The organism is Serpentinimonas sp. SMBJO2, assembly GCF_056341105.1.
Map to the genome: position 1 here is coordinate 314121 of NZ_CP150628.1, position 25386 is coordinate 339506.

General features: G+C 69.6%; 22 protein-coding genes and 1 pseudogene. 11 read left to right on the top strand and 12 right to left on the bottom strand.

What is annotated here, in order from left to right; genetic code table 11:
- Positions 1-134: 134 nt before the first annotated feature.
- Both AAAZ40_RS01360 and AAAZ40_RS01365 read left to right on the top strand, forming a co-directional pair.
- A pseudogene (locus AAAZ40_RS01360) lies at positions 135-909 on the top strand (ParA family protein).
- Between the two features lie 48 nt (positions 910-957).
- Positions 958-1941 carry a ParB/RepB/Spo0J family partition protein gene (locus AAAZ40_RS01365; RefSeq protein ID WP_476660817.1) on the top strand — a complete coding sequence of 328 codons (984 nt, stop codon included), beginning with the start codon at positions 958-960 and terminating at the stop codon, positions 1939-1941.
- 27 nt (positions 1942-1968) lie between these two features.
- Here the strand turns inward: AAAZ40_RS01365 and AAAZ40_RS01370 are convergent, their stop codons facing one another.
- The 3 genes from AAAZ40_RS01370 to AAAZ40_RS01380 all read right to left on the bottom strand — a co-directional run bounded on the left by AAAZ40_RS01370 (position 1969) and on the right by AAAZ40_RS01380 (position 8164).
- Positions 1969-3813, bottom strand: a complete 1845-nt coding sequence (locus tag AAAZ40_RS01370) for an SLC13 family permease (RefSeq protein ID WP_476660818.1) — start codon at positions 3811-3813, stop codon at positions 1969-1971.
- A 152-nt stretch (positions 3814-3965) separates the two neighbouring features.
- A complete protein-coding gene (locus AAAZ40_RS01375; RefSeq protein WP_476660819.1) occupies positions 3966-6752 on the bottom strand; it encodes a putative bifunctional diguanylate cyclase/phosphodiesterase in 2787 nt (928 codons plus the stop codon).
- Complete coding sequence (locus tag AAAZ40_RS01380) at positions 6749-8164, bottom strand: FAD-binding oxidoreductase (RefSeq protein WP_476660820.1); 1416 nt, start codon at positions 8162-8164, stop codon at positions 6749-6751. The genes AAAZ40_RS01375 and AAAZ40_RS01380 overlap by 4 nt, the downstream gene beginning before the upstream one ends.
- Positions 8165-8275: 111 nt before the next feature.
- On the opposite strand from AAAZ40_RS01380, the gene AAAZ40_RS01385 reads away from it, so the two are divergent.
- From AAAZ40_RS01385 to AAAZ40_RS01415, 7 genes are all read left to right on the top strand, one after another.
- On the top strand, positions 8276-8857 hold the full coding sequence (locus tag AAAZ40_RS01385) for a cob(I)yrinic acid a,c-diamide adenosyltransferase (protein ID WP_476660821.1): 582 nt from the start codon (positions 8276-8278) through the stop codon (positions 8855-8857).
- 275 nt (positions 8858-9132) lie between these two features.
- Positions 9133-9405 (top strand): flagellar transcriptional regulator FlhD, encoded by a 273-nt coding sequence (gene flhD / locus AAAZ40_RS01390; protein ID WP_476661656.1) that lies wholly within the window; start codon positions 9133-9135, stop codon positions 9403-9405.
- Between the two features lie 40 nt (positions 9406-9445).
- On the top strand, positions 9446-9988 hold the full coding sequence (flhC, locus tag AAAZ40_RS01395; protein ID WP_476661657.1) for a flagellar transcriptional regulator FlhC: 543 nt from the start codon (positions 9446-9448) through the stop codon (positions 9986-9988).
- A 142-nt stretch (positions 9989-10130) separates the two neighbouring features.
- Positions 10131-11189, top strand: a complete 1059-nt coding sequence (locus tag AAAZ40_RS01400) for a sulfate ABC transporter substrate-binding protein (protein WP_476660822.1) — start codon at positions 10131-10133, stop codon at positions 11187-11189.
- Positions 11190-12068: a sulfate ABC transporter permease subunit CysT gene (gene cysT / locus AAAZ40_RS01405; protein WP_476660823.1), complete on the top strand. Its 879-nt coding sequence runs from the start codon at positions 11190-11192 to the stop codon at positions 12066-12068.
- Positions 12065-12967 (top strand): sulfate ABC transporter permease subunit CysW, encoded by a 903-nt coding sequence (gene cysW, locus AAAZ40_RS01410; protein WP_476660824.1) that lies wholly within the window; start codon positions 12065-12067, stop codon positions 12965-12967. The genes cysT and cysW overlap by 4 nt, the downstream gene beginning before the upstream one ends.
- A complete protein-coding gene (locus tag AAAZ40_RS01415; protein ID WP_476660825.1) occupies positions 12964-14052 on the top strand; it encodes a sulfate/molybdate ABC transporter ATP-binding protein in 1089 nt (362 codons plus the stop codon). The genes cysW and AAAZ40_RS01415 overlap by 4 nt, the downstream gene beginning before the upstream one ends.
- Positions 14053-14070: 18 nt before the next feature.
- Here the strand turns inward: AAAZ40_RS01415 and AAAZ40_RS01420 are convergent, their stop codons facing one another.
- Complete coding sequence (locus AAAZ40_RS01420; protein WP_476660826.1) at positions 14071-14955, bottom strand: LysR family transcriptional regulator; 885 nt, start codon at positions 14953-14955, stop codon at positions 14071-14073.
- A gap of 91 nt (positions 14956-15046) precedes the next feature.
- Here AAAZ40_RS01420 and AAAZ40_RS01425 point away from each other — a divergent pair, with 91 nt between their 5' ends.
- Entirely contained in the window at positions 15047-15409 is a 363-nt protein-coding gene (locus AAAZ40_RS01425; RefSeq protein WP_476660827.1) for a TFIIB-type zinc ribbon-containing protein, read from the top strand.
- Between the two features lie 250 nt (positions 15410-15659).
- Here the strand turns inward: AAAZ40_RS01425 and AAAZ40_RS01430 are convergent, their stop codons facing one another.
- The 8 genes from AAAZ40_RS01430 to argP form a co-directional block, all read right to left on the bottom strand.
- Complete coding sequence (locus AAAZ40_RS01430) at positions 15660-16985, bottom strand: THUMP domain-containing class I SAM-dependent RNA methyltransferase (RefSeq protein WP_476660828.1); 1326 nt, start codon at positions 16983-16985, stop codon at positions 15660-15662.
- 14 nt (positions 16986-16999) lie between these two features.
- Positions 17000-18712 (bottom strand): RNA polymerase factor sigma-54, encoded by a 1713-nt coding sequence (gene rpoN / locus AAAZ40_RS01435; RefSeq protein WP_476660829.1) that lies wholly within the window; start codon positions 18710-18712, stop codon positions 17000-17002.
- A gap of 13 nt (positions 18713-18725) precedes the next feature.
- Complete coding sequence (gene lptB / locus AAAZ40_RS01440; protein ID WP_476660830.1) at positions 18726-19484, bottom strand: LPS export ABC transporter ATP-binding protein; 759 nt, start codon at positions 19482-19484, stop codon at positions 18726-18728.
- On the bottom strand, positions 19481-20119 hold the full coding sequence (gene lptA / locus AAAZ40_RS01445) for a lipopolysaccharide transport periplasmic protein LptA (protein ID WP_476660831.1): 639 nt from the start codon (positions 20117-20119) through the stop codon (positions 19481-19483). Before lptA ends, lptB begins: the two co-directional genes overlap by 4 nt.
- Before the next feature lie 239 nt (positions 20120-20358).
- Positions 20359-21018, bottom strand: a complete 660-nt coding sequence (locus tag AAAZ40_RS01450; RefSeq protein WP_476660832.1) for a thiol:disulfide interchange protein DsbA/DsbL — start codon at positions 21016-21018, stop codon at positions 20359-20361.
- Positions 21019-21132: 114 nt separating this feature from the next.
- A complete protein-coding gene (locus AAAZ40_RS01455; RefSeq protein WP_476660833.1) occupies positions 21133-21753 on the bottom strand; it encodes an SPOR domain-containing protein in 621 nt (206 codons plus the stop codon).
- 41 nt (positions 21754-21794) lie between these two features.
- The gene (gene argS, locus AAAZ40_RS01460; RefSeq protein ID WP_476660834.1) at positions 21795-23498 is read right to left on the bottom strand and encodes an arginine--tRNA ligase; all 1704 of its coding nucleotides are present in this window, start codon (positions 23496-23498) and stop codon (positions 21795-21797) included.
- A gap of 10 nt (positions 23499-23508) precedes the next feature.
- A complete protein-coding gene (argP, locus tag AAAZ40_RS01465; protein WP_476660835.1) occupies positions 23509-24462 on the bottom strand; it encodes an HTH-type transcriptional regulator ArgP in 954 nt (317 codons plus the stop codon).
- Between the two features lie 198 nt (positions 24463-24660).
- Between argP and AAAZ40_RS01470 the strand changes: the two genes are divergently transcribed.
- The gene (locus tag AAAZ40_RS01470; protein ID WP_476661658.1) at positions 24661-25341 is read left to right on the top strand and encodes a LysE/ArgO family amino acid transporter; all 681 of its coding nucleotides are present in this window, start codon (positions 24661-24663) and stop codon (positions 25339-25341) included.
- Positions 25342-25386 lie beyond the last annotated feature (45 nt).

Sequence of the window (25386 nt, forward strand, 5' to 3'; positions counted from 1 at the left end):
GCCCGCCGTTGGCAGGCAGCCACAGACACGGGTGTTTGCGCTGCCCAAGGCTTACACTTGGCCCCACGGCAAGGCCGCACGCCCAGCCGCCCTTGCCCCACCGCACGCTCACCCGCTCTCGCCCTTCACGTTCCATGGCCAAAACCTTCTGTGTCGCCAACCAAAAAGGCGGTGTAGGCAAGACCACCACCGCCGTCAACCTGGCTGCGGGCCTGGCGCAGGTCGGGCAGCGCGTGCTGCTGATCGACCTCGACCCGCAAGGCAACGCCACCATGGGTTCGGGGGTGGACAAGCGCGCGCTCGAGCGCACGGTCTATGACGTGCTGCTGGGCAGTGCCGCGCTGGCGCAGGCGGTGGTGCCGGCCGGGCCCGGTTGCGGCTACCAGGTGCTGGGCGCCAACCGCGAGCTGGCCGGGGCCGAGATCGAACTGGTCGAGCTGGCGCAGCGCGAGCTGCGGCTCAAGCTGGCGCTGGCGGCGGTCGATGCCGATTACGATTTCGTGCTCATCGACTGCCCGCCGGCGCTGAGCCTGCTCACGCTCAACGGCCTGTGCGCCGCACACGGCGTGGTGGTGCCGATGCAGTGCGAGGTACTTTGCGCTCGAGGGCCTGTCGGATTTGGTCAACACCATCAAGCAGGTGCACGCCAACCTGAACCGCGAGCTCAAGCTGATCGGGCTGCTGCGCGTGATGTTCGACCCGCGCATCACCTTGCAGCAACAGGTGAGCGAGCAGTTGAAGGCGCATTTTGGCGACAAGGTGTTCGACAGCGTGATCCCGCGCAACGTGCGCCTGGCCGAAGCCCCGAGCTACGGCCAGCCGGGCGTGGTGTTCGACCCCAGCGCCCGCGGCAGCAAGGCCTTCGTCGAGTTTGCGCACGAAATGGTGGCGCGCATCGGTCAGCTGTGAATCTCTACCCACCCATCGCCCGCTGGGCTTGACTCCTGTGCACAAACCATGCTGAACAAAAAAACCAAAGGACTGGGCCGTGGGCTCGAAGCGCTGCTCGGGCCGCGGCTCGACGAGGGCCACGAGGGGCTGGACGCGGCGCAGCGCGACCAACCGCACCAGCTGGCGCTGATCGACCTGGTTCCCGGAACCTACCAGCCGCGCACGCGCATGGACGAAGGCGCGCTGTACGAACTGGCCGAAAGCATCAAGGCGCAAGGGATCATGCAGCCCATCCTCGTGCGCCGGTTGGCGCCGGCCGAGGGCGAGCGCCGGCTGGCCGCCTGGCAGCTGCAGCAGGGGCAGGCCGAGGCGGTGCGTGGCGCGCGCCCGGTGTATGAAATCATCGCTGGCGAGCGGCGCTTTCGGGCTGCCCGCCTGGCTGGCCTGGACAGCGTGCCGGTGCTGGTGCGCGATGTGCCCGACGAGGCCGCCGCCGCCATGGCGCTGATCGAGAACATCCAGCGCGAAGACCTCAACCCACTCGAAGAGGCGCAGGGTTTGCAGCGCCTGCTGCGCGAGTTTGGCCTCACGCACGAGCAGGCCGCGCAGGCCGTGGGGCGCTCGCGCAGCGCCACCAGCAACCTGCTGCGCCTGCTCAACCTGAGCGAACCGGTGCAGGCCCTGCTGCTGGCCGGCGACATCGAAATGGGGCACGCCCGCGCCCTGCTGGGGCTGGAGGGGGCGACGCAGATCACGGCCGCGCACCAGATCAGCGCCAAGGCGCTGTCGGTGCGCGAAGCCGAGCGGCTGGTGAAAAAGCTCTCGGCCGAGTTTCGCCTCACCCCCGTGCCAACGGCAGCAGACAAGCCGCGCGAGCTGCTGCAGCTCGAAGAGGAGTTGTCGGACCGCTTTACGGCGCGGGTGGAGTTGCGGCTCAAGCAGCGCAGCCAGCGCCGCGCCGCCGGCCGCGCCGTGCAAGGCGAGCTGGCGATCGCCTTTGCCTCGCTCGACGAGCTCAACGGCCTGATCGAGCGCCTGCGCGCCGCCTGAACCCCAGGGGTCGTCGGCGCCCGGTGCTCAGAAAACCAGGTTCAGCATGGTCAGCGACACCACCAGGAACAGCACCGTCATGATGCCGCCGGCCTTGATGAAGTCCTTGACCCGATAGCCGCCCGGACCCATGATCAGAGCGTTGACCTGGTGCGTGGGAATCAGGAACGAATTGGAGGTGGCGATGGCCACGGTGAGGGCAAACACGCGCGGATCGGCATCCATACCCATGCCTTGCGCGGCGATGGCGATGCTCACGGCCAGCGGCACCAGCAGCACGGTGGCCCCGACGTTGGACATGACCAGGGTGAAGAAGGTGGCCAGGAGCGCGATCGCCGCCTGCAGCATCCAGGGCTGCACGGCGCCGAGCAGGCTCAGGATCTGATGCGCAATCCAGGCGGCCGTGCCCGTGTCCTGCACCGCCGCGCCCAAAGGAATGAGGCTCGCCAGCAGGAATACGGTCTTCCAGCTCACCGCCTTGTAGGCCTCGTCCATGCTCAGCACGCCGGTCAGGATCATGCCCATGGCACCCACCAGCAGGGCCACGGACAGGCGCAGGTCGGAGAACAGGATCAGGCCCAGGGCGATGGCGAAGAACAGCAGGGCAAAGCCGACCTTCTGCGGCCGCAGTTCCTCGTGTGGGTATTCGCTGGTGACGACGACGAAATCCTGGTTCTGCTCGATCCGCGCCAAGGCGTTCCAACTGCAGTGGCAGACCAGGGTGTCGCCCGCCTGCAGGGGCAGCTCGTGCAGCCCCTCGCGGATGGTGGTCTCGACGCGGTGGATGGCCAGCACCGTCAGGCCATGGTTCTTGCGCATGGCGATCTCGGGCACCGTCTTGCCGATCAGGTCGGAGCCGGGCGGGATGACCACCTCGGCGACACCCGACTTGGTGTGCGACAGGACCTCAGAGAATACGTCCAGTTGACCCGTGCTCGCCGCGATCCCGGCGCGTTCGGCAAACTGGTCCAACTGATCGGCGCGACCGAGCACCGCCAGACGGGCGCTGCCGTCAAGCTGGTAACCGCGCCAGGGGGCCACGCGCAGATCGTCGCGGACCATGGCGGCGACGATGTTGATGGCGTATTCACGCTCCAGCTCACTGACGCTGCGGCCGGACATCGGGTGGTCGGCGGGCAGGGTGTACTCGCGGATGGTGTAGTCGAGGCTATAGACGCGCTTGAAGTAGTCCAGGGTGCTTTCGCCGCTGGCGCCCTCGGTGTGAATCGCCGGCAGCACGTATTTGCCCAGCAGCACGAAGTACAGGATGCCCGTGGCCACCAGGGCCAGGCCGATCGGGGTCACATCGAACAGATCGAAGGGCTCCATGCCCGCCGGCAGCAGGTCGTTGAGCAGAATCAGCGGGCTGGAGCCCACCATGGTGATGGTGCCGCCCAGAATGGCGCAAAAGCCCATGGGCATGAGCAGGCGCGACATGGGCAGGCCGGTGCGCGCCGAGATGCGCGAGACCACCGGCAGAAACAGGGCCGCCGCGCCCACGTTCTGCATGAAGCTCGAGATCGCGCTGACGGTGCCGGAGACCATGGGGATGACGCGCTTCTCGGTGGTGCCGCCCACGCGCATGATGAAGGTCGCCACCTGGCTCATGACCCCGGTCTTGTCCAGGCCAGCACCGATGATCATCACCGCAATGATCGAAATGACGGCATTACTGGCAAAGCCGACGAACAGCTCGTTCGGGTCGGCCACGTTGGCCAAGCCGGGGATCATGCTGATCAGCCCCAGCAGCACCAGCACCAGCACCGCCGCCACGTCCACGCGCACGATCTCGGAGACAAACAGGTAGATGGTCAAGCCAAGCAGCCCGAGAACCACCATCATCTCGGGCGTCAGTGTGAGCGCTGCTTGCATGGAAAGGAGGCCTTGTCGGCGCGTAAGGGTTGAGAGATCGTCTGCAATTATGCAATGAAAGACTCGCAAAGCCAGGCAGCCTCAGCCGCTGCTCGCCACGGTGGCGTGCGTGTTCCAGCCCGCACGTGGCAGCGCCGGGCGGGTAGCGCCCATCACGGCTGCGTGTCCGGGGTCGCGGTTGCGGCCAGCCAGCGCCCGATCAGTTCCTCGGCCGGCTCCGGGCGGCCAAACAGGTAGCCTTGCATCAGCGCCCCAGGGTGGTGCCGGAACAGCAGCGACTGCTCCTCGGTCTCGACGCCTTCGGCCACCACCTGCAGCTTCATCAGGCTGGCCACGGCGAGCATGGCCGCCACCAGCGCGGCGTCGCTCGGGCTGTGCGGCGCGTCCTGGACGAAGCTGCGGTCGATCTTGAGCTCGTGGATCGGCAGGTTCTTCAGGTACGACAGGCTCGAGTAGCCGGTACCGAAGTCGTCGATGGAAAAGCGCAGCCCCAGGCGCGCCAGCGCGGCCATGCGCTCGATCACGCGCTCGAGGTCGTGCAACACCACGCTCTCGGTGAATTCCAGCATCAGGTCGCCGGGCCGGGCCTGGCTGCGCTGCAGCAGCTCCTGCAGCCGCGCGCCAAAATCGCTCTGCTGGAACTGGCGCGGGCTGATGTTGACCGAAATCGGCAGCCGCCGTCCTTGCGCCTGCAGGCGCCCGAGCCAGCCGCAGACCTGTTCCAGCACCCAGCGCCCGAGCGCTTCGATCAGGCCCGACTCCTCGGCCAAGGGGATGAACAGCGCCGGACTGAGCAGGCCGCGCTGCGGATGCTGCCAGCGCACCAGCGCTTCGGCGCTCACGGTCTGGCCTTGGGCATCGACTTGCGGCTGCAGGTAGAGCCGCAGCTCGCCGTGCTCGATGCCGTGGCGCAATTCTTGCTCCAGGGCAAAGCGCTCCGCCACCCACTGCCCCATGCGCGAGTCGAAAAACACGGTCTGGTTGCCGCCGGCCTCTTTGGCTTGGTGCAAGGCGGTGTCGGCGCGGCGCAGGGCCTCGCTCGGCTGTTCGGCGGCCACCTCCCCGAGCAGGGTCGCGCCGATGCTCAGCGTGATGCGCAGCGGCTCGCCGGCGGCCTCGAGCGGCTGCTCCAGCATCTGGTGCCAACTGGCGGCGCGGCGCAGCAAGCTGCTGGCGGCGGCCGGGGCCTCGTGGCCCAGGTGCGGCAGCAGCAGCGCGAACTCGTCGCCGCTCAGGTGCGCCAGCACCTCGCCCGAGCTCAGATGCAGGCGCAGCCGGTCGGCCAGCGCCCGCAGCACCGCGTCGCCCAGGTGGCGCCCGCGCGCGTCGTTGATGGCCTTGAAGCGGTCCACGTTCACGATCAGCAAACCCGCCTGCTCGCCGTTGCCGGGGCGTGGGTGCAGGATCTGGGGCAGCTCGGCCAGCAGGCGCTGGCGGTTGGGCAGGCCGGTGAGCGGGTCGAACCAGGCCAGCAGCTCGACTTGTTGCTCGACGGCGCGCTGCGCGCTCAAGTCCATCTGCACCGACACGTATTGCAGCACACGCTGCGCGGCGTCGCGCAGCGGCGCGACGGTCATCGACGTGTGGTAGTGGCTGCCGTCTTTGTGGGTGTTGATGAACTCGCCCTGCCAGGTCTGGCCGCGGCCCAAGGCGTCCCACATCTGGCGGTAGGTTTCCTTGGGCGTGCGACTGGATTGCAGCAGGCGCGGGTTGCGCCCCAGCACCTCGGCCGCGCAGTAGCCGCTGATGCGCTCAAAGGCCGGGTTCACGTATTCGATCTGGCCTTGGGCGTCGGTGACGATCACCGCCGCCGGGCTTTGTTCGGTGGCTTGCGAGAGCAGCCGGCTGCGCGCCTCGCTCGTGGCCAAAGCCCGGTGGGCGCGCTGCAGCGCGTCGAGCGAGCGCTGGCTGCTGGCAAGCTGGTTGCGCTGCAGCAACAGGTGCGCGCCGCTGAGGGCCAGCAGCAGCGCCAACAATCCCAGCAGACCGATGCCCACCAGGCTGTAGTGCAGTCTGGCCAACAATTCGGTGCGATCGACGTCGATTTGCACCCACCAGTCGGTACCGGGTACGGGGTGCAGCATGGCCAGCGCCGGGTGGCCCAGATCGTCCTGGCCCGAGACCAGTTGCCCGGCCTGGACCTCGCCGCGCAGCAGGCGCTGGGCCAAGGCGTGCTCGGGGTCGAAGCCGGGTGCGGGGTTCTGCCCAGCAGGCAGATCGCTCCAGTGCTGCACCGCGCCGTCGCGCAGCGTGTACAGGCGCGCGCTGGCCCTGGTGTAGGGCAGCGGCCACTGCAGCAGCGCGGCGTGGAAGTGGGCTGGCGGATCGACGTGCAGCGCCACCAGCGCTGGCGGTTGGCCCGGGGGGTCGAGCAGGCCGACATAGGCCAGGCGCACCCGGCCCTGCGCATCGCGCCAAGGCCCGACCACGCCGGCGCGGCGCTGGGCCAGCAGGGTCTGCAAACCCTGCTGGAGCACCGGGTGTGCGATCGAGGGTTGGCGCGCCGAATCCCAAACGGAGCTGAGCCCTGCGTCGAACAGCTCGATGCGGGCAATGGAGGGCGCATCGGCGTAGCTGACGAGGAATTGATCCAGCAGCACCTGCCGCTCGCCTGCAGGCTGGGCCAGGGAGCGCACCCAGAGTCGCTCCAGGCTATTGCGGTGCTGCAGCCGCCCCGCAATCGCCAGCCGCTCCTGGTGCCAGTCGGCCAGCCGCTGCGTCTGGGCAAAGGCGCTGGCGTGCAGTTCGGCGGCGATGCGTTGCTGGGTTTGGATCCAGGCGAACCAGCCTGCAGCCACCGTGGCGGCGACGATCAGGGCGCTGATGAGCGCGATCGCCAGCCAAGGCAGGCCGGTGGGCACGCCGGTGAGCAGCGGGCCTGCCGGGTGCGCCGGGTGCGCCGGATTTTCCGGCGGCGCTGGGGCTGCGGCAGGGGTCATGGCAACACCTTGCCGGGGTTGAAGATGCCTTGCGGGTCGAGCGCCTGCTTGAGCGCGCGCATGAGCGCAATGCCTTCGGGGCCGCATTCTTGCTGCAAGAATGCGATCTTGTGCAGTCCCACGCCGTGTTCGCCGCTGCAGGTGCCGCCCAGCGCCAGCGCACGCGCCACCAGGCGCTGGTTCAGCGCCTCGGCCTGGGCGCGCGCGGCGGCGCTGTGCGGGTCGATCAGGTAGCCGAAGTGGAAGTTGCCGTCGCCCACGTGGCCGACCAGAAAATAGGGCAGACCGCTGGCCTCGGCGTCGGCCACCGACGCGAGCAGGCAGTCGGCCAGGCGGCTGATGGGCACGCAGGCGTCGGTGGTGATGGCGCGGCAGCCGGGCTGGGTCTGCAAGGCGGCAAAGTAGGCGTGGTGGCGCGCCTGCCACAGGCGGCTGCGCTGCTCGGGCGTGTCGGCCCAGTCAAAGGCGCTGCCCTGGTGCTCGGCGCAGATGGCCTGCACCAGCTCGGTCTGCTCGCGCACGCCGGCGGGCGAGCCGTGAAACTCCATCAGCAGCAGCGGCTCGGCGCGCAGGCCCAGCCCGGCGTAGGCGTTGACGGCGCGCACGGTGGCGGCGTCGAGCAGCTCGCAGCGCGCGATCGGCAGGCCCATCTGGATGATGGCGATGGTGCTGCGCACCGCCGCCTCGAGCGTGGCAAAGGAGCACACCGCCGCCGCCACCGCTTCGGGCAACGGGTACAGCCGCAGCGTGAGCTCGGTGATCACGCCCAGCGTGCCTTCGCTGCCCACAAACAGGCGCGTGAGGTCGTAGCCGGCGCTGGATTTGCGCGCCCGCGTGCCGGTGCGCGTCGGCACGCCGCTGGCCGGCACGACCTCGAGCGCCAGCACGTTCTCGCGCATGGTGCCGTAACGCACCGCATTGGTGCCGCTGGCGCGCGTGGCGGCCATGCCGCCGAGGCTGGCGTCGGCGCCAGGGTCGATGGGGAAGAACAGCCCCTGGTCGCGCAGCGCGGCGTTGAGCTGCATCCGGGTCACGCCGGGCTGCACGGTGGCGCACAGGTCGTCGGGGTAGATGGCGAGCACGCGGTTCATGCGGCTCAGGTCCAGGCTGATGCCGCCGTGCAGCGCCAGCAACTGGCCCTCGAGCGAGGAGCCGGCGCCGTAGGGGATGAGCGGCACCTGGTGCGCGGCGCACAACTGCACCGCGGCGCAGACGTCGGCGCTCGATTCGGCATAGACCACCGCCACCGGGGGCGGCACGTCGATGTAGGCCGATTCGTCGCGCCCGTGCTGCTCGCGCACGGCCAGCGCGGTGCTGCACTGGGCGCCGAAGCGCTGGCGCAGCGCCGCCAGAAACGCCGGCGCCAGGCGCGGCGCAGTCGGGGAGGAAGGCTGGGTCTGGTTCGGGCTCATGGGGGCGCCCCTGTAAAGTATGCCCACGCGCTGCTTGAAGTGCGGTAATCCACTAGCATAATGCACATTCTAATGCCTCGAACGGGGGCTTTTCATGACAGGAGCGCCACCATGGGCAATCGCCTGAGCCAGATCGCCACCCGCACCGGCGACGCCGGCACCACTGGGCTGGGCAACAACCAGCGCGTGAGCAAGAGCAGCCTGCGCATCCACGCCATGGGCGAGGTCGATGAGCTCAACTCGCAGCTCGGGCTGCTGCGGTGCGAGGCGCTGCCGCCCGAGGTGCACACGCTGCTCGATTCGATCCAGCACCAGCTCTTCAACCTCGGTGGCGAGCTCAGCATCCCCGGCTACGAGCTGCTCGGCAGCGCCGCCGTGCTGGAGCTCGACGAGGCGCTGGCGCATTACAACGCCCAGCTGCCGCCGCTGCAGGAGTTCATTTTGCCGGCCGGCAACCGCGCTGCGGCGCAGGCGCACGTCTGCCGCACGGTGGCGCGGCGTGCCGAGCGCCAGCTGGTGGCGCTGGGCAACGAGGAAGCCCTGCACGAGGCCCCGCGCCAGTACCTGAACCGCCTGAGCGACCTGCTGTTCGTGCTGGCGCGCGTGCTCAACCGCGCCGATGGCGGCGACGATGTGTATTGGCGCAGCACCCGGCTGCAGCGCGCCACGCCCGAGGCTGCACCGCCCCATTGATCCGGGGGCCGGTGCGGCCTGGGGCTCGCGCCATGTCGGAAAAGCCCCTACAGCGCCCGCCCTGAAAGCCGACGCGCGCTACAGCCGATTTCCGATTCAAGTCGAACAGGGCGGCTTTCACAATCCATTTCAACGCTTCGAGGTTTTTTTGAGGCACCGACTGGAGAGTGACAATGTACGCCACCGCCATCCCCGACGCCGCCCCGGCCACTGCCCCGGCCACGGCCCCCGATCCGCTGCTGGAGCAGATCCGCGAAGTCAATTTCACCTACCTGATGCTGGCGCAGCAGCTGATCCGCCACGATCTGGCGGCTGCGGTGTACCGCCTGGGCGTGAGTGAGGAGTCGGCCGAGCTGATTGCGGCGCTCTCGCCGGCGCAGGTGCTCAAGCTTGCCAGCAGCAACACCTTGCTGTGCCGCATGCGCGCCGACGAGAACATGGTCTGGAGCCTGCTCACCAGCCGCCACAGCCCGCAGCGCAGCGGCAACGACACCACGCAGCAGCTGCATGCCAGCATCCTCATGGCTGGCCGGCTGGCCAACGCCTGAAGCCCAGACCCAGCGCACCCACCCGTTCAGGAACCGCACCATGGGCACCGCCAGCAAAAGCCTGGTCAGCGAAAGCAAGGACATCGAACGCGCCGTGGCGCTGATCCACCTGGGCGCGCGCTTGCAGGTGCTCGAGAGCGAGACCGACCTGTCGTACGAAAAACTGCTGCGCCTTTACAAAGAGGTGGCGGGCAAATCGCCCAGCAAGGGCCAATTGCCCTTTTCCACCGACTGGTTTCTGAGCTGGCAGCCCAACATCCACGCCTCGCTCTACGCCAACATCGCCGGCTACCTCGACAAAACGGTGGCCCTCGATGCGATCGAGGTGGTGATGAAGGCCTACCAGCTCTACACCGAGCAGATGCAGATCTGCGGCATCGAGCCGCTGCTGAGCATCACCCGCGCCTGGCGCCTGAGCAAGTTCATGGCCGCCAACATGCTGGTGCGCACCCGTTGCACCTGCTGCGGCGGGCAGTTCGTTACCGACCCCTACGAGAACGCGCGCCACTATGTCTGCGGTCTGTGCAAGCCGCCGGCGCGCGCCGGCAAGGGCCGCGCGGCGGGTGGGCTGCGGTGGGCGTGAAGCGCCATCGACTGGCCCATGTGGTCTGGGCCTTGCCTCATAATTCCACAGAGGCATAACAAAACAAAAACAAAGTCGTTTGCAGTCTGAGAATTGGAGGGCAAACTGCGCAGCCTATCAACCGCTGCCGGAGTTTGCCCCCATGTCTGCCCTGCCTGCCCTCTCACGCACCCACGACCTCGCCGCGCGCCGGCGTCTGCTGCACCTGTTCGGCGCGGCTGCGCTGGCCCCGGTCGCGCTGCTGAGCGCACGCGCCCAGGCGGCCGGCGTCGATACGCTGCTCAACGTCTCATTCGATGTCTCGCGCGAGTATTTCCGCGAGATCAACGCCGCCTTCATCGCCCAGCAGCAGCAGCGCACCGGCCAGACGCTGCGCGTGAACATGTCGCACGCCGGCTCCAGCGCCCAGGCGCGCGCCGTGGCCGACGGGCTGGACGCCGACGTGGTGACCATGAACACCGTCACCGACATCGACTTTCTGGCGCAGCGCGGCGTGGTGGCCGCCGACTGGCGCCAGCGCCTGCCGCACAACGCCGCCCCCACCACCTCGACCATGCTGTTTCTGGTGCGCAACGGCAACCCGAAAGGCATCCGCGACTGGCGCGACCTGATCCGCCCCGGCGTGCAGGTGGTGGTGGTCAACCCCAAGACCGGCGGCAACGGCCGCATGGCTTACCTGGCGGCCTGGGGCTTTGTGCGCAGCCAGGGCGGCAGCGACGCCGACGCCGCTGCCTTCGTGCGCCAGTTGTACCAGAACGTGCCGGTGCTGGCGCGTGGCGGGCGCGACGCCACCGGCGTGTTCCTGCAGCGCAACATCGGCGACGTGCTGGTGACCTTCGAGTCCGAGGTGATCTCGGTCGAGAGCGAGTTCGGCGTCGGCCGGGTCGATGTGGTGCACCCGAGCACCAGCTTGCTGACCGAAAACCCGGTCGCCATCGTCGAGCGCACCGTGAACCAGCGCGGCAGCCGGGCGCTGGCGCAAGCCTACCTGGAGTTCCTCTACAGCGACGCCGGGCAGGAGATCGCCGCCAGCAACCACTTCCGGCCGCGCAAGCCCGAGGTGCTGCGCCGCCACAGCCAGCACCTGCGCCCGATCCGGCTGTTCGAAGTCGGGCAGTACTTTGGCTCGTGGGGCGAGGCGCAGCGGCAGCACTTTGCCGACGGCGGCCAGTTTGACCAGATTTTTGCTCAAAGGCGCTGAATGACGACCGCAGCCATCGACTTGCCCACGCCCGAGGCGGCGCCGCCACGCCGGGCGCAGCGCCGGGTGTTGCCGGGTTTTCACCTGGCGCTGGGCTACACCGTGTTTCACCTGAGCCTGATCGTGCTCATCCCGCTGGCGGCGCTGATCATCAAGACGCTGGGCATGAGTTGGGCCGACTTCTGGGCCGCCGTCACCACGCCGCGCGTGCTGGCTTCATTCCGGCTCTCGTTTGGCGCGGCCTTTTTGGCGGCCCTGGTCAACGCGGTGATGGGCTTGCTGCTGGCCTGGGTGCTGGTGCGCTACACCTTCCCGGGCAAAAAGCTGGTCGATGCGCTGGTCGACTTGCCCTTTGCCCTGCCGACGGCGGTGGCCGGGATTGCGCTCACCGCCATTCTGGCCGGCAATGGCTGGATCGGGCAGTTCTTCGAGCCCTGGGGCATCCAACTGGCCTTCAACCCGACCGGGGTCGTGATCGCGCTCATCTTCGTCGGCCTGCCGTTCGTGGTGCGCACGGTGCAGCCGGTGCTGCAAGAAGCCGAGAAAGAGCTGGAAGAAGCGGCGCAATGCCTGGGGGCGACGCGCTGGCAGATTTTCTGGCGCGTGATTTTCCCGACCATCCTGCCGGCGCTGCTGACCGGTTTTGCCATGGCTTTTGCGCGTGGGGTGGGCGAGTTTGGCTCGGTGATTTTCATTGCCGGCAACATCCCGCTGGTGTCCGAGATCGCGCCGCTGGTGATCATTGGCCGCCTCGAGGCCTTCGACTATCTGGGCGCGACGGCGGTGGCGAGCGTGATGCTGCTGTTCTCGTTCATCATGCTGCTGGCCATCAACGGCTTGCAAGCCTGGCAGCGCCACCGTGCCGGAGGCAACACATGAACGGCGTGCGAAACTTGCGGCGCGGCGAGTCGCCGTGGCTGCGCTGGCTGCTGATCGCGCTGGCGCTTGGCTTCATGGCGCTGTTTCTGGTGCTGCCGCTGCTGGCGGTGTTCACCGAAGCGCTGCGCATGGGCTGGGGGGCCTACCTGGAAGCGCTGCAGGACCCCTACGCCTGGGCCGCGATCCGCCTGACGCTGCTGGTGGCGGCGATCACGGTGCCGCTGAGCCTGGTATTTGGCGTCGCTGCGGCCTGGGCCGTGGCCAAGTTCGAGTTCTGGGGCAAATCGTTCCTGACCACGCTCATCGACCTGCCGTTTTCGGTCTCGCCGGTGGTGGCCGGGCTGATCTATGTGCTGGTGTTCGGAGCCCAGGGCTGGTTCGGCCCGTGGCTCGACGAGCGCGGCATCCAGATCATCTTTGCCGTGCCCGGCATCGTGCTGGCCACCCTGTTCATCACCTTCCCCTTCATTGCGCGCGAACTGATTCCGCTCATGCAGGCGCAAGGCACGGAGGAAGAACAGGCGGCGCTGGTGCTGGGGGCCAGCGGCTGGCAGACCTTCTGGCGCGTGACGCTGCCCAACATCAAGTGGGGCCTGATCTACGGCGTGATTCTGTGCAACGCGCGCGCCATGGGCGAGTTTGGCGCGGTGTCGGTGGTCTCGGGCCACATCCGCGGCCTGACCAACACCATGCCGCTGCACGTGGAAGTGCTGTACAACGAATACCAGTCGGTGGCGGCGTTTGCCGTGGCCTCGCTGCTGGCGCTGCTGGCGCTGGTGACGCTGGTGATCAAGACCGTGGCCGAATGGCGCATGGAGGCCGAACTCAAGGCCCTGGCCGAACTGCCGCCCGAACGCCCCGCTAGCCCGGCCTACACCCCAAGGACTCAAGCATCATGAGCATCGCCATCCGCCAGATCAGCAAACAGTTTGGCTCGTTCCAGGCCCTGCGCGACGTCAACCTCGACATCGAAACCGGCGAGCTGCTGGCGCTGCTCGGCCCCTCGGGTTGCGGCAAGACGACGCTGCTGCGCATCATCGCCGGGCTCGAGTCGCCCGACCACGGCAGCGTCCTCTTTGCCGGCGCCGACGCCACCGACACCCATGTGCGCGAGCGCAATGTGGGCTTCGTGTTCCAGCACTACGCGCTGTTTCGCCACATGAGTGTGTTCGAGAACGTGGCCTTTGGCCTGCGCGTCAAGCCGCGCGCGCAGCGCCCGAGCGAAGCGCAGATCAAGGAGCGCGTACACGAGCTGCTGAATCTGGTGCAGCTCGACTGGCTAGCCGACCGTTACCCCTCGCAGCTCTCCGGCGGGCAGCGCCAGCGCATTGCCCTGGCGCGCGCGCTGGCGGTGCAGCCGCGCGTGCTCTTGCTCGACGAGCCCTTTGGCGCACTCGACGCCAAGGTGCGCAAGGAGCTGCGGCGCTGGCTGCGGCGCCTGCACGACGAGCTGCACGTGACCAGCGTCTTTGTCACCCACGACCAGGAAGAGGCGCTGGAGGTGGCAGACCGGGTGGTGCTCATGAACCAGGGCCGCATCGAGCAGGTGGGCACGCCGCAGCAGGTGTGGGAGCACCCGGCCAGCCCCTTCGTCTACGGCTTTTTGGGCGACGTGAATCTGTTTCATGGCCGCGCCCACGAGGGCCAGTTGCACCTCGAAGGCGTGGCCATCGACACGCCCGAGCACGCGCAGGCGCGCCACGCCCAAGCCTTTGCCTACGTGCGCCCGCACGACCTCGATGTCGAGCGCTGGCGCCCGGGGGCGGTGGGCATCGCGGCCGAGCTGCAGCGCGCGCTGGTGGTCGGGCCCATCGCCCGGCTCGAGCTCTGGCCGCTGGACGCCGAATCGCCCGACGGCCACGACCCGCTGATCGAAGCCCAGATCCCGGCCGAGCGCCTGCAAGCGCTGGGGCTCAAGGAGGGCGACCGGGTGCTGCTCTCGCCCAAGAAGGCGCGCGTGTTCTTGCAGCCGCAAGCGGCCTGATGCAGGCCGGGGCAACGCTCAAGCGCCGGGTTCGAGCAGGCGGCGCAGCAGCGGGTGCGCCACCCGGCGCTCCAGGCTGAGGGCGTAGCAGGGGGCCGCGACGCCTTCGCAAACCGCCAGCAGCAGCGCGCCGTGGCGCTGCTGCAGCGTTTCGGCCAGCGCCAGCGCGGCCGGGAACACCCCCATGCCCTGGCCGCCAAAGGTCTCGAGCAGCGCGCTGTCTTCGAACTCGCCGGCGATGCGCGGCGTCAGGCCGTGGCGCGCCAGCCACTGGTCGAGCTGCGCGCGCACGCTGGCGTGGCGCGTGGGCAGCAGCAGCGGCACGCCCTGTAGCGCCGCCGGGAACGGGCGCTGGGCCGCCTGCAGCCACGGCGGCGCGGCAAACCAGCCGTAGGCGCTGTTGGCCAGGCGGTGGTGGTGGACCTTGAGGTGCGCGCGGCTGTGCACCGGGTGGTCGGTCAGGACCACGTCGAGCCGGTGCGTGGCCAGGTCGGCCAGCAGGTCGTCGATCTCGCCGTCGTGGCAGATCAGGTGCAGGTCGGGCACGTCGAGCACCGGGCGCAGCAGGCGCAGCACCTCGAGCTTGGGCAGGCCGTCGGCCATGCCCACCGCCAGCCGCACCCTGGGGGCCAGCGCGGATTGGCGCAGCAGCGTGGGCAGCGCCTCGCCGAGCTCGAAAATCTGCTGCGCCTGGCGCGCTGCCAGCACCCCGGCCTCGGTCAGGGCCACGCCGCGCCCAGCCGGCTTGAGCAACTGGCAACCCAGCGCCTTTTCCAGCTCGCGCACCTGCGCGCTCACGGTCTGCACCGCCATGTCGAGCCGCGCCGCGGCCTTGGACATGCCGCCCTCCTGGGCCACGATCCAGAAGTAGTACAGGTGGCGGTAGCTGTAGGCGAGGCTCATGTTCAGCTTGGTTCGATGCAGGATGGCCCGATATTCTGCTTCATTGCGTCTAGACTGCAGGCTTCCTTCAACTGGCCCCAAGGAGCCTTGCATGAAATGCCCCAACTGTGTGGATGTGGAACTGCTGATGAGCGATCGCCAGGGGGTGGAGATCGACTACTGCCCGCAATGCCGCGGCGTCTGGCTGGACCGCGGCGAGCTCGACAAGCTGATCGAGCGCAGCCTGAGCCCCTCGAGCGCGCGCGCACGGCACCACGATGCCCCGCTGCGCCAGCCCGATTTCCAGGACTCCGACTTTCGCCAGCGCAGCGGCGGCGCTGCGCCGGGGGGGCTGGGCGCCAAACTCGGCGGCCTGGCCGGGCTGGGTGGTCTCGGCGGCGGCGTGTCGGGCGGCTTTGCGGCCGGCTCCAGGCAGAAAAAGAAAAAATCGTGGCTCAGCGATATTTTTGACTGAAGCCCAGCCCGTCCCAGCCCAGGCTGGGACGGGCACCCACGAGCGGGCGCCCGTGCCGTGCGCACGAAAAAAAACCTGGCTCTAAAGGAGCCAGGTTTGAAAGCCTTTTTGCTGTCACACACAAAGGCACCCGCTCAGGGAGGAAAAGCGGGGGGCCGGGATTAATCGGCCCGGCGCCAGTATAAACCAAGTTCAGCACAAGCATCAACTCGGGCTAACAAAAATCCCCTATTGCGGAAATGCGTAAGCGCTATCGAGGGGGCTGGCCTTCGGGGCGGGTGCCGGCGCGGGGCGTGCGTGCGCTGCCCGCCACGAGGTCGAAACGAAACAGGCGGCACTCGATCGGGCCGTTCCACAGCGGCACCCGGCGCGAGGGTTTGAGCCGCATCTGTGCCGGCAGCTGCGGGTCTGGGGTCAGCAGCCAGGCGGTCCAGCCGGCGTAATGCTTTTTCCAGTGGCTGGCCAGTTGCGCGAAAAAATCGGCGTTCTCCTGCCCATCGGCGTGGCGCGCGCTTTCGCGGCCTGCCCCTTGGGCGGGGCCAGGGGCCGAACCCGGTTGCGCCCGGGCGCGCTCCTGCGCCGGCTGCCCGGACACGCCGGCGGCAGCGAGGCGTTCGCCATAGGGCGGGTTGAGCAGCATCACCCCAGGCGTGGGGCAAGGCGGCAGGCGCTCGAGGGCATCGCCGCCGCGCCACTCGATGGCGTGCGCCACCCCGGCGCGTTCGGCGTTGCGGCGCGCAAAATCGACCATGCGAAAAGACACGTCGGAGCCAAACACCAAGGGCTGGCCACCGGGCAGGGGGCGCTCGGCGGCCTCGGCTTGGCGCCGCAGCGCCTGCCAGCGCTCGGGCCGGTGTGGCAGCAGGCGCTCGAAGCCAAAGCGGCGCAGTTTGCCCGGCGCGATCTGCAAGGCGCGCTGGGCGGCCTCGATCGCCACCGTGCCGCTGCCGCAGCAGGGGTCGTAGAGCGGCTGCGGCTGGCCCTGCGCGTCCAGGCCGGTCCAGCCGCAGGCGGCGATCATCGCGGCGGCCAGCGTTTCCTTGAGCGGCGCGTCGCCGGTGTCGCTGCGCCAGCCGCGCTTGAACAGCGGTTCGCCCGAGGTGTCGATGTAGAGCCAGACCTGATCGGGCCCGAGGTGGGCGTGCAGCCGCACCTGCGGCTGCGCGGTATCGACGCTGGGGCGCTGGCCGCAGCGCTCGCGCATGCGGTCGCACACCGCATCCTTGATGCGCAGGGCGGCAAAGTTCAGGCTCTGGAACGGGCACTGGTGGGCCGTGAGCTCGACCTTGAAGGTCTGCGCGGGCGTGAACCACAGCTCCCACAGCACCTGGTGGGCGGCTTGGTAGAGCGCGTCTTCGTTGGGGCAGGGTTGCCGCGCCAGCCGCACCAGCACGCGCTGGGCCAGCCGGCTGTGCAGGTTGAGCCGCAGCACATCGTCCCAGGTGCCCGTGAGCTCGACGCCACCGCGCTGGCGCTGCGCGCTGGCGGCCGCCGCCGGGCAGATGGCCTGCACTTCGGACAGCAGAAAGTCTTCCACCCCGGCGGGGCAGGGCAGGAACAGGGTCAGGTTGTGCATGGTGGGGGGCGCGTTCAGAGCGCGCGGCGCAGATGGGTGGGGGCGATGCGCAGCGCCTCGCGGTATTTGGCCACGGTGCGGCGCGCGCAGGCGATGCCTTGGGCCTTTAGCAGGTCGGCGATCTGGTTGTCGCTCAGGGGGTGCTGGGGGTTTTCGGCGGCGATGAGCTGCTGGATCAGGGCGCGCACGGCGGTGCTGGAGGTGTTGGAGCCGGCCTCGGTGGCCAGCGCGGAGCCGAAAAAGTACTTGAACTCGAAGGTGCCTTGCGGCGTGGCCATGAACTTGGCGCTGGTCACGCGGCTGATGGTGGATTCGTGCAGCCCGACCTCGTCGGCGATTTCGCGCAGCACCAGCGGCCGCATGGCCAGGTCGCCGTGGCGGAAAAACGGGTGCTGGCGCTCGACGATGGCCGTGGCCACGCGCAGGATGGTGTCAAAGCGCTGCTGCACGTTTTTGATGAACCAGCGCGCCTCTTGCAGCCGCTGCTGCAGGCCGGCGTGGGCCGCGCCGCCGCGGCCCTGGCGCAGGGCCAGCGCGTAGGCGTCCTGCAGGCGCAGGCGCGGCAGCACCTCGGGGTTGAGCGCGACCTTGAAGCCGCTGCCCTGCAGCGTCACGATCACGTCGGGGCGCAGTTGGTGCGGCTCGAGCACGGCAAAGCGGCGCCCCGGCTTGGGTTCGAGGCGGGCGATGAGGCCAAAGGCGGCGCGCACCAGCGCCTCGCTGCAGCGGCACAGCTGCGCCAGGCGGCGGCTGTCGCGCCGCGCCAGCAAATCGAGCGGCTGCTGGCAGATGGCCAGCGCAGTGCGGCTCTCGGGGCTGTTGCGCAGTTCCAGGATCTGCAGCTGCAGGCACTCGGCCAGGTGGCGCGCACCCACGCCGGTGGGCTCCATTTGCTGCAGATGCCCCAGGGCCTGCTGCAGTGCGTGGGTCCAGTGTGCCAGCCGAGGGTCTGGCGCCTGTGGGTCGGGTGGCGTGGCGCGGTTGGCGGTGGCGTGGGCGCTGGCCACAAGGGCTGGGCCGGCCTGGAGCGCCTCGAAGGCGCGCTCCTGGGCGCACAGCGCCGCGGCCAATTCGTCGAGCGCATCGGCCAGGTAGCCGTTGTCGTCGAGCGATTCGATCAGCGCGTGCAGCGCCAGCGCGACACTGGGTTCGAGGCGCAACGCCCCGGCTTGCTGGTGCAGGTGCTGCGCCAGCGACTCGGGCGCGCGCGCCCAATCGGGGCCCAAACCGTCGTCGGCGTCGGGCGCGGCGCCGTTGCGCAGCCCGGCCGGTTCACCCCAATCGAGGCCCTCGCCCGGCCCTCCCAGCTCGCCCGGTTCGTCGGCCGCAGCTTGCGCCCCCAGGCCCAGCGCGGCCGCTTCGCCCTCCCAGGCGGCCTCGAAGGCGGTGTCGAGCGCCGGCACTTCGCTGGCCGCAACCTCGTAGGCCGAAACCTCGCTGCCCGAGGCCGCATCGATGCCGGCCTGCGCCTCGGGGCCGGCGGCCGCCCAAGGTGGCTCGGGCGGCGCGAGCGCGCTGGCTTCGGAGGCGGCGCCGAGGCCGCCATCGGTGCTGTCGCTGGGCGTGTCGTCGGCGTTGTCGCGCTCCAGAAAGGGGTTGTCGTCGAGCATCTGCCCCAGTTCCTGCTCCAGCTCCAGCGTGCTCAGCTGCAGCAGGCGGATCGATTGCTGCAGCTGCGGCGTGAGCGCCAGGCTCTGGGTCAGGCGCAGCGACAGTCCTTGCTTCATGGCGGCAGCGTGCTCAAAGGCGGAAATGCTCGCCCAGATACACCCGGCGCACCTCGGGGTTGGCCACGATCTCGGCCGGGGTGCCTTGGGCCAGCACGCGGCCGTCGCTGATGATGCAGGCGTGGTCGCAGATGCCCAGCGTCTCGCGCACGTTGTGGTCGGTGATCAGCACGCCGATGCCGCGCTCTTTCAGGTAGCCGATGATGCGCTGGATCTCGATCACGGCGATCGGGTCGATGCCGGCAAAGGGCTCGTCGAGCAGGATGAAGCGCGGCTCGGTGGCCAGGGCGCGGGCGATCTCGACCCGGCGGCGCTCGCCACCCGACAGCGCCGGCGCGGGGGCGTCGCGCAAGTGGCCCACGTGCAGTTCGTCGAGCAGGGCCTCGAGGCGCTGCTCGAGGCGCGGCGGCGACAGCGGCCGGCCGTCGGCGTCGCGCTGCAATTCGAGCACCGCGCGCACGTTCTCGGCCACCGTGAGCTTGCGAAAAATCGAGGCCTCCTGGGGCAGGTAGCCCAGGCCCAGCTGGGCGCGGCGGTGGATGGGCAGGCCGTGGATGGCCTGTCCGTCCAGAAAGATGGTGCCGGCATCGGGCCGGATCAGCCCGACGATGAGGTAGAACGAGGTCGTCTTGCCGGCGCCGTTGGGGCCCAGCAGGCCCACCACCTCGCCACTGGCCACGCGCAGCGACACGTCCTTGACGACCTGGCGGCGGCCGTAGCTCTTTTGCAGCCCGCGCACCTCCAGGCTGCTGCGCGCTGGCGCCGGCTTCACCGGCGCGGCTCCAGTCGTGGACTGGGTTGCAGGGGGGGGGTGGGTGCGCTGGGTGGGGTGGCTGGAGCGGCGCCGGGTGCGGGTGCATCGGGCCGGGGCGTGATCACGGCGCGCACGCGCCCCAGGGGGTTGTCGGGGGTGCGCGCCGCCGCGCCGCCCTCGACCGAGAAGCGCTCGGTTTGGCGGTTGATGACGATCAGGCTGCCGCTGGCCTGGTCGCTCAGCGCGCCGGCGCGCAGGCGGCGCAGCACCGCCTGGTCGATCAGGCGCAGCACGCCGGTGGCGCTGTCGTACTCGATGCGCAGCGCCTCGCCCTCGATCAGCTCATTCAGGCCCGGGCGCTGTTGACGAAAGAACGCGCGCTGGCCGGCGGCGCCCTGCAGCACCCCGGACTGGTTGCCTTGGGCGTCCTGGCGCAGCTCGGCGCGCTGCCCGCGCAGCAGCAGCGTGCCTTGGGTGATCACCACGTTGCCGCTGAACACGCTGACCAGGCCGGCTTGGTCGTGGGTCAGGGCATCGGCCTCGATCAGCATGGGCTGTGCCGGTGGTGCCGGTTGCGCGTGCAAGCCGAGGGGCAGACCCAGCGCCAAGGCAGCGCCCAAGGTCAGGCGCGCCAGCACGTGGCGCAGTGGCATGAGGCGACTGGAAGCGCAGCCAAGGCGCGGCACGGAAATTGCATAAGCCATGCTGCGCATTGTAGCCATGCCAGCGCGGCCTGGCCCAGGCGGTCAGGCCAAGGCGGTCAGGCCAAGGCGGTCAGGCCAAGGCGGTCAGGCCAAGGCGGTGGGCGCACAGCACCACAGCACCCAGGGCCTGGACCGGCTTGGGGTGGTGGGCGTCAGACCGAGGGCCGCGCCCAGCCCCCAGCCCGCCCTTAGCCCGCCCGCACCCGGGCGATCAGGGCGTCGGCGATCTGCACGGTGCGCTGGGCCTGGCCCGGGATGTAGAAGCGCCCGGCAATGCCCAGCGCCGGGGTGCCTTCGACCTGGTAGGCGTCCTGCAGCTGGGTGGCGCGGCGCACCCGACCGACCACGGCGAAGGAGTGGTAGGTTTGGGTGAACTGGGCCCGGTCCAGGCCGGCGCTGGCCGCCCACTGGGCGATGGCTTCGGCGTTGTGCAGGCGCTGGCGTTGGGGGCCGTGGATGGCCTGGAACACGCGCTCGTGGTGGCTCTCGAGGCGGCCCAGGGCTTCGAGGGTGTAGTACAGGCGCTGCAGCGGCTCGAAATCGGGCGTGAAGCCCACCGGCACATGGCGCACCAGCACGTCGGCGGGCAGGGTCTGCTTCCAGGCCCTGAGGACCGGGACGAAGTTGTGGCAGTGGACGCAGGTGTAGGCGAAAAACTCCAGCACCTCGATGCGGCCGGCCGGGGCCTCGACCGGGGCCGACTGGCGCAGGCGGCGGTAGTGCGTGCCTTCGCGCAACGCCCCGGCATGGGGTGCAGACACGGTCTGGGCGGCCAGGGGCAGCGCGCTGCTGGCGGCGGCAAGGCCGCCCACGCCCATCAGGGCTTGCGAGAAGAGTCGTCTGTGCATGGTGCGTCCTGGGTCTGGTTGGGCAGGCTGCGCGGTCGCGCTCTGACTGGGGTCGAGTGGGCGCCCTTGAAGTTCCGTATTTTTACCGACTGTTGCAAACCGTGGGCAAAGGCCTCAGCGAGCCACGCGCACCAGCGCCGTGTCCACATTCTGCGCCTGCAGGCGCTGGCCGATGGCGTCGGCTTCGGCCTGGGTGGCGAAGGGGCCCAGCCGCACCCGGAACAGGGGGCGGCCATTTTGCTGGCGCTCGCTCACGCTGGCATCGAGGCCCAGCATGGCGAGCCGGGCGCGCTGGGCTTGCGCCTCTTCGGCGCTGCCGAAGGCGCCGGCCTGAACGAAGTAGCTGATGCCGGCCACTGCGGCGGCCGCCGGGGGGCTGACCACCGCGGCCATGCGTTGCTCGATCAACTGGGCCAGCGGGTCGGCGGCGGGTGCGGTTGGGGTGGCGCCGGCGGCGGCAGGGGCCGCGGCGGGTGCGGCGGCCTCGGGGCCTGGCAGCGCAGCCGGAGCGGCAGGCCGGGTCGAGAGCCCGGCGTTGGGGTTCCAGTTGCGGTTCTGTTCGGCTTCCAGTGCCGCAGACCCCGCAGGCCGCTGCGTGTTGCGCTCCTCCAGCGGCGTGGCCGAGCGCGTGACGTAGAGCGCCACCGCCAGCGCCAGCGCCAGCCCCAGCAGCAGGCCGGCAGCGAAACCCAGCAAGGTGCCGCCATGGAGGCGGAAACGGGGCGTGGTGTACATCGGTCGTTTTGCGGTGCGAGAGGGGTGGGCGGCGGCGGGTTTCACATCTTCGTGGGCGCGCTCACACCGAGCAGCGCCAAGCCATTGTGCAACACTTGCGCGGTCGCCGCCACCAGCGCCAGCCGGGCGTGCCTGAGCAGCGGGTCATCGACCAAAATCCGCTCGGCGTCGTAGTAGCTGTGGTAGGTGGCGGCCAGTTCGCGCAGGTAAAAGATCAGGTCGTGCGGGGCAAAATCGGCGGCGGCGTTGCTCAGCGTCTCGGGGTAGCGCGCCAGCAGGCGCAGCAGGGCCTGCGCCTGCGGGCTTTGCAGCGGGCTCAGGTCGGCCGCTTGCAGCTGCTCGGGCGCACCGCCCCAGGCCGCCAGCACCGAGCAGATGCGCGCGTGCGCGTACTGCACGTAATAGACCGGGTTGTCGTTGTTTTGTTGCAGCGCCAGATCGACGTCGAAGGTGTATTCGGTGTCGGGCTTGCGCGAGAGCAGGAAAAAACGCACGGCGTCGCGGCTGGTCCAGTCGATCAGGTCGCGCAGCGTCACGTAGCTGCCGGCGCGCTTGGAGATCTTGACCTCTTGCCCGCCGCGCAGCACGCGCACCATGGTGTGCAGCACGTAGTCGGGGTAGCCCGCCGGGATCCCGACCCCGGCCGCCTGCAGCCCGGCGCGCACGCGCGCGATGGTGCCGTGGTGGTCGCTGCCCTGGATGTTGATGGCGCGTGCAAAACCGCGCTCCCACTTGCTGATGTGGTAGGCCACGTCGGGCACGAAGTAGGTGTAGCCGCCCTCGGTCCGGCTGCCGTCGGCGCCCAGGGTGGCGGATTTGCGCATCACCCGGTCTTTGTCGTCGCCAAAAGCGGTGCTGCGCAGCCACAGGGCGCCGTCCTGCTCGTAGGTGTGGCCCGATTCGACCAGGCGCTGCACGGTTTGCGCCACGCGGCCGCTGCCGTACAGGCTGGATTCGAGGTAGTAGTGGTCGAAGCGCACCGCCAGCGCCTGCAGGTCCAGGTCCTGTTCGTGGCGCAGCCAGGCCACGGCAAACTCGCGCATGCCGTCGAGATCGGCAGGGTCGCCGCTGGCGCTGGTGCTGCGGTCGTCGGCGCGCACGGTCTGGCGCGCCAGAAAACCGGCGGCGATGTCGGCGATGTAGTCGCCGTTGTAGGCGGCCTCGGGCCAGTCGGGGTCGCCCGGTTTCAGCCCTTGCGCGCGCAGTTGCACGCTGCGCGCCAGCGTGTCGATCTGCACTCCGGCGTCGTTGTAGTAAAACTCGCGCTGCACCTGCCAGCCTTGGGTTTGCAGCAGGTTGCAGATGGCGTCGCCCAGCGCCGCCTGGCGCGCATGGCCGACGTGCAGCGGTCCGGTCGGGTTGGCCGAGACGAACTCGACCAGCACGCGCTGGCCGTGCTCGGGCTGGTAACCGAAGCGCGCCCCGGCTTGCAGCACCTCGCGCACCACCTGCTGCTGCGCCGCCGGCTGCAAGCGCAGGTTGATGAAGCCCGGGCCGGCGATTTCGAGCGCCTGCACCCAGCGTGCAAAGGCCGCCGTGCTCTGCAAGGCCGCGACCAGTTGCTGCGCCAGCTGGCGCGGCTGGGTTTTGAGCTGTTTGGCCAGCGGCATGGCGGCGGTGCAGGCCCAGTCGCCGTGCGCGGCGAGCTTGGGCGATTCGAAGCGCGCCAAGCTGGCGGCACCGGGGGCGAGGCGTTCCAGCTCGAGCGCCAAGGCGGCGAGCAGTTCGGATTTGACACTGAGCATGGGGCGGATTTTAGGGCTTGTCGGGCGTGGCCGCCCCGGTGCCTGTGCCGGGCGCGGACAGCGCCGCCGCGGCTGCGGCCTTGACCGCCTCGGTCAGGCGCTGCGCGCTGAGCGGCTCGTGCGCCCAGTGGTGCCAGTATAGGGCCACCGCCACGCTGGCCCCGGGCAGCAGGTCCACCAGCGGCGCCGCCGTGGCCGCGCGGCGCTGCAGGTGCAGCTCGGGCACCATGCCCCAGCCCAGGCCGAGGTCGATCGCTGCCTCGAAGGCGTCGATGGCCGGGGCGAAGTGGCGCGGGTAGTGCGCCTGGTGCAGACCGAAGTGCTGCGCCAGAAAGCGGTCTTGCAGCGCGTCCTTGCGGTTGAAGATCACGGCCGGCCACTCCAGCAGGCGGTGCACCGACACCGCCCCTCCGGGGCTGCGGCTGCGCTGCGCCACCTCGGGCGTGGCCACGCAGCGGTAGCGCATGGTGCCCAGCGGCTCGGCGATGCAGCCGCGCATGGCCTGCGCCAGCGTGCTGACGCAGCCGATCGCCTCACCGCTGTGCAAGGCGTCGTGGGTGTGGTCCTGGTCGTCGATCCAGACATCGAGCAGCAGGCGCTGCTGCAGCAACAGGGGCGCGACACCGGGCAGGAACCAGCTCGCCACCGAGTCGGCATTGACCGCCACCGACAGGCTGTGCCAGTGCGCACGCCGCTGCGGCTCGGGGGCCGCACCGGCGATCGCGTTCAGCAGGTCGGCCTCCATCAGCTGCACCCGTTTGGCGTGCGCCAGCAGGGTCTGGCCAGCGGCGGTGGCGCGCACTTGCCTGCCGCGCACCAGCAGGCGCTGGCCGAGCGCATCCTCGAGCGCCTTGAGGCGCAACGACACCGCCGCCACCGAGAGCGACAGGCTGCGCGCCGCAGCGGCAAAGCTGCGCTGCTCCACCACGGCGCTCAGGGCTTGGAGTTGGCGTGGGTCGAGCATGGGGGGGTGGGGCTGGGGGCGAAGGAGGTGGGGGCGTGGCGCAGACAGCAGACGGTGCGCAGCGTTGAGTGTAATTTAAGTGAATCAATTTAATTTAAATCCACTAAATTGCGCTGCGCCTTGCGGCACACTGCAGGGCCAAGCAGCTGGCGCTGCGCGCGCCAGCTGCCCCCGATCTGTAGGAGCGCAGTCTTGACCCTGACCCTGTCCACTCCGGCTTTTGCTGCCGGCTTGCTGCTGAGCCTGTCGCTGATCATGGCGATCGGGCCGCAGAACGCCCACGTGCTGCGCATGGGGCTGCAGCGCCAGCACGTGGGCCTGACGCTGGCGGTGTGCGTGCTGGCCGATTGGGTGCTGATCGCGCTTGGGGTGCTGGGGCTGGCGCAGTTGGGCGGCCTGTCGGACAAGCTGCACGGGGCGCTGGTGGGCGCTGGCGTGGTGTTTTTGCTCATTTACGGCTGGCTGGCCTGGCAGCGCTGCCGGCACCCACGCGGCGCCGTGGCGCCCGCAGCCGCATCAGCCGCCACGGCTGCGCCTGGCGCGGGCACGGGCTCGGCCCCGGTTCAGGCCAGCGCCGCGGCCCCGATCACGCGCCGCCAGGCGGTGCTGGCGGCCCTGGCTTTTTCCTGGCTCAACCCGCACGCGTGGCTGGACACGGCGGTGCTGATCGGCACCGCCTCGCTGGCCTGGGGGGCTGCCGGCACCGACTTCGGCCTGGGAGCAGCCACGGGGTCGGTGCTGTGGTTTTTGGTGCTGGGAGGGGCGGCGTTCTGGTTGGGGCAGCGCTTGCAGTCGCTGCGCCTGTGGCGCGCCCTCGATGCGCTGGTGGCGCTGATGATGTGGGGCATGGCGGCGCTGCTGCTCCATAGCCTGTTTTGAACGGGTGCAGCGCGCAGACCGGTACCCGCCCCACACCCGAGCTCG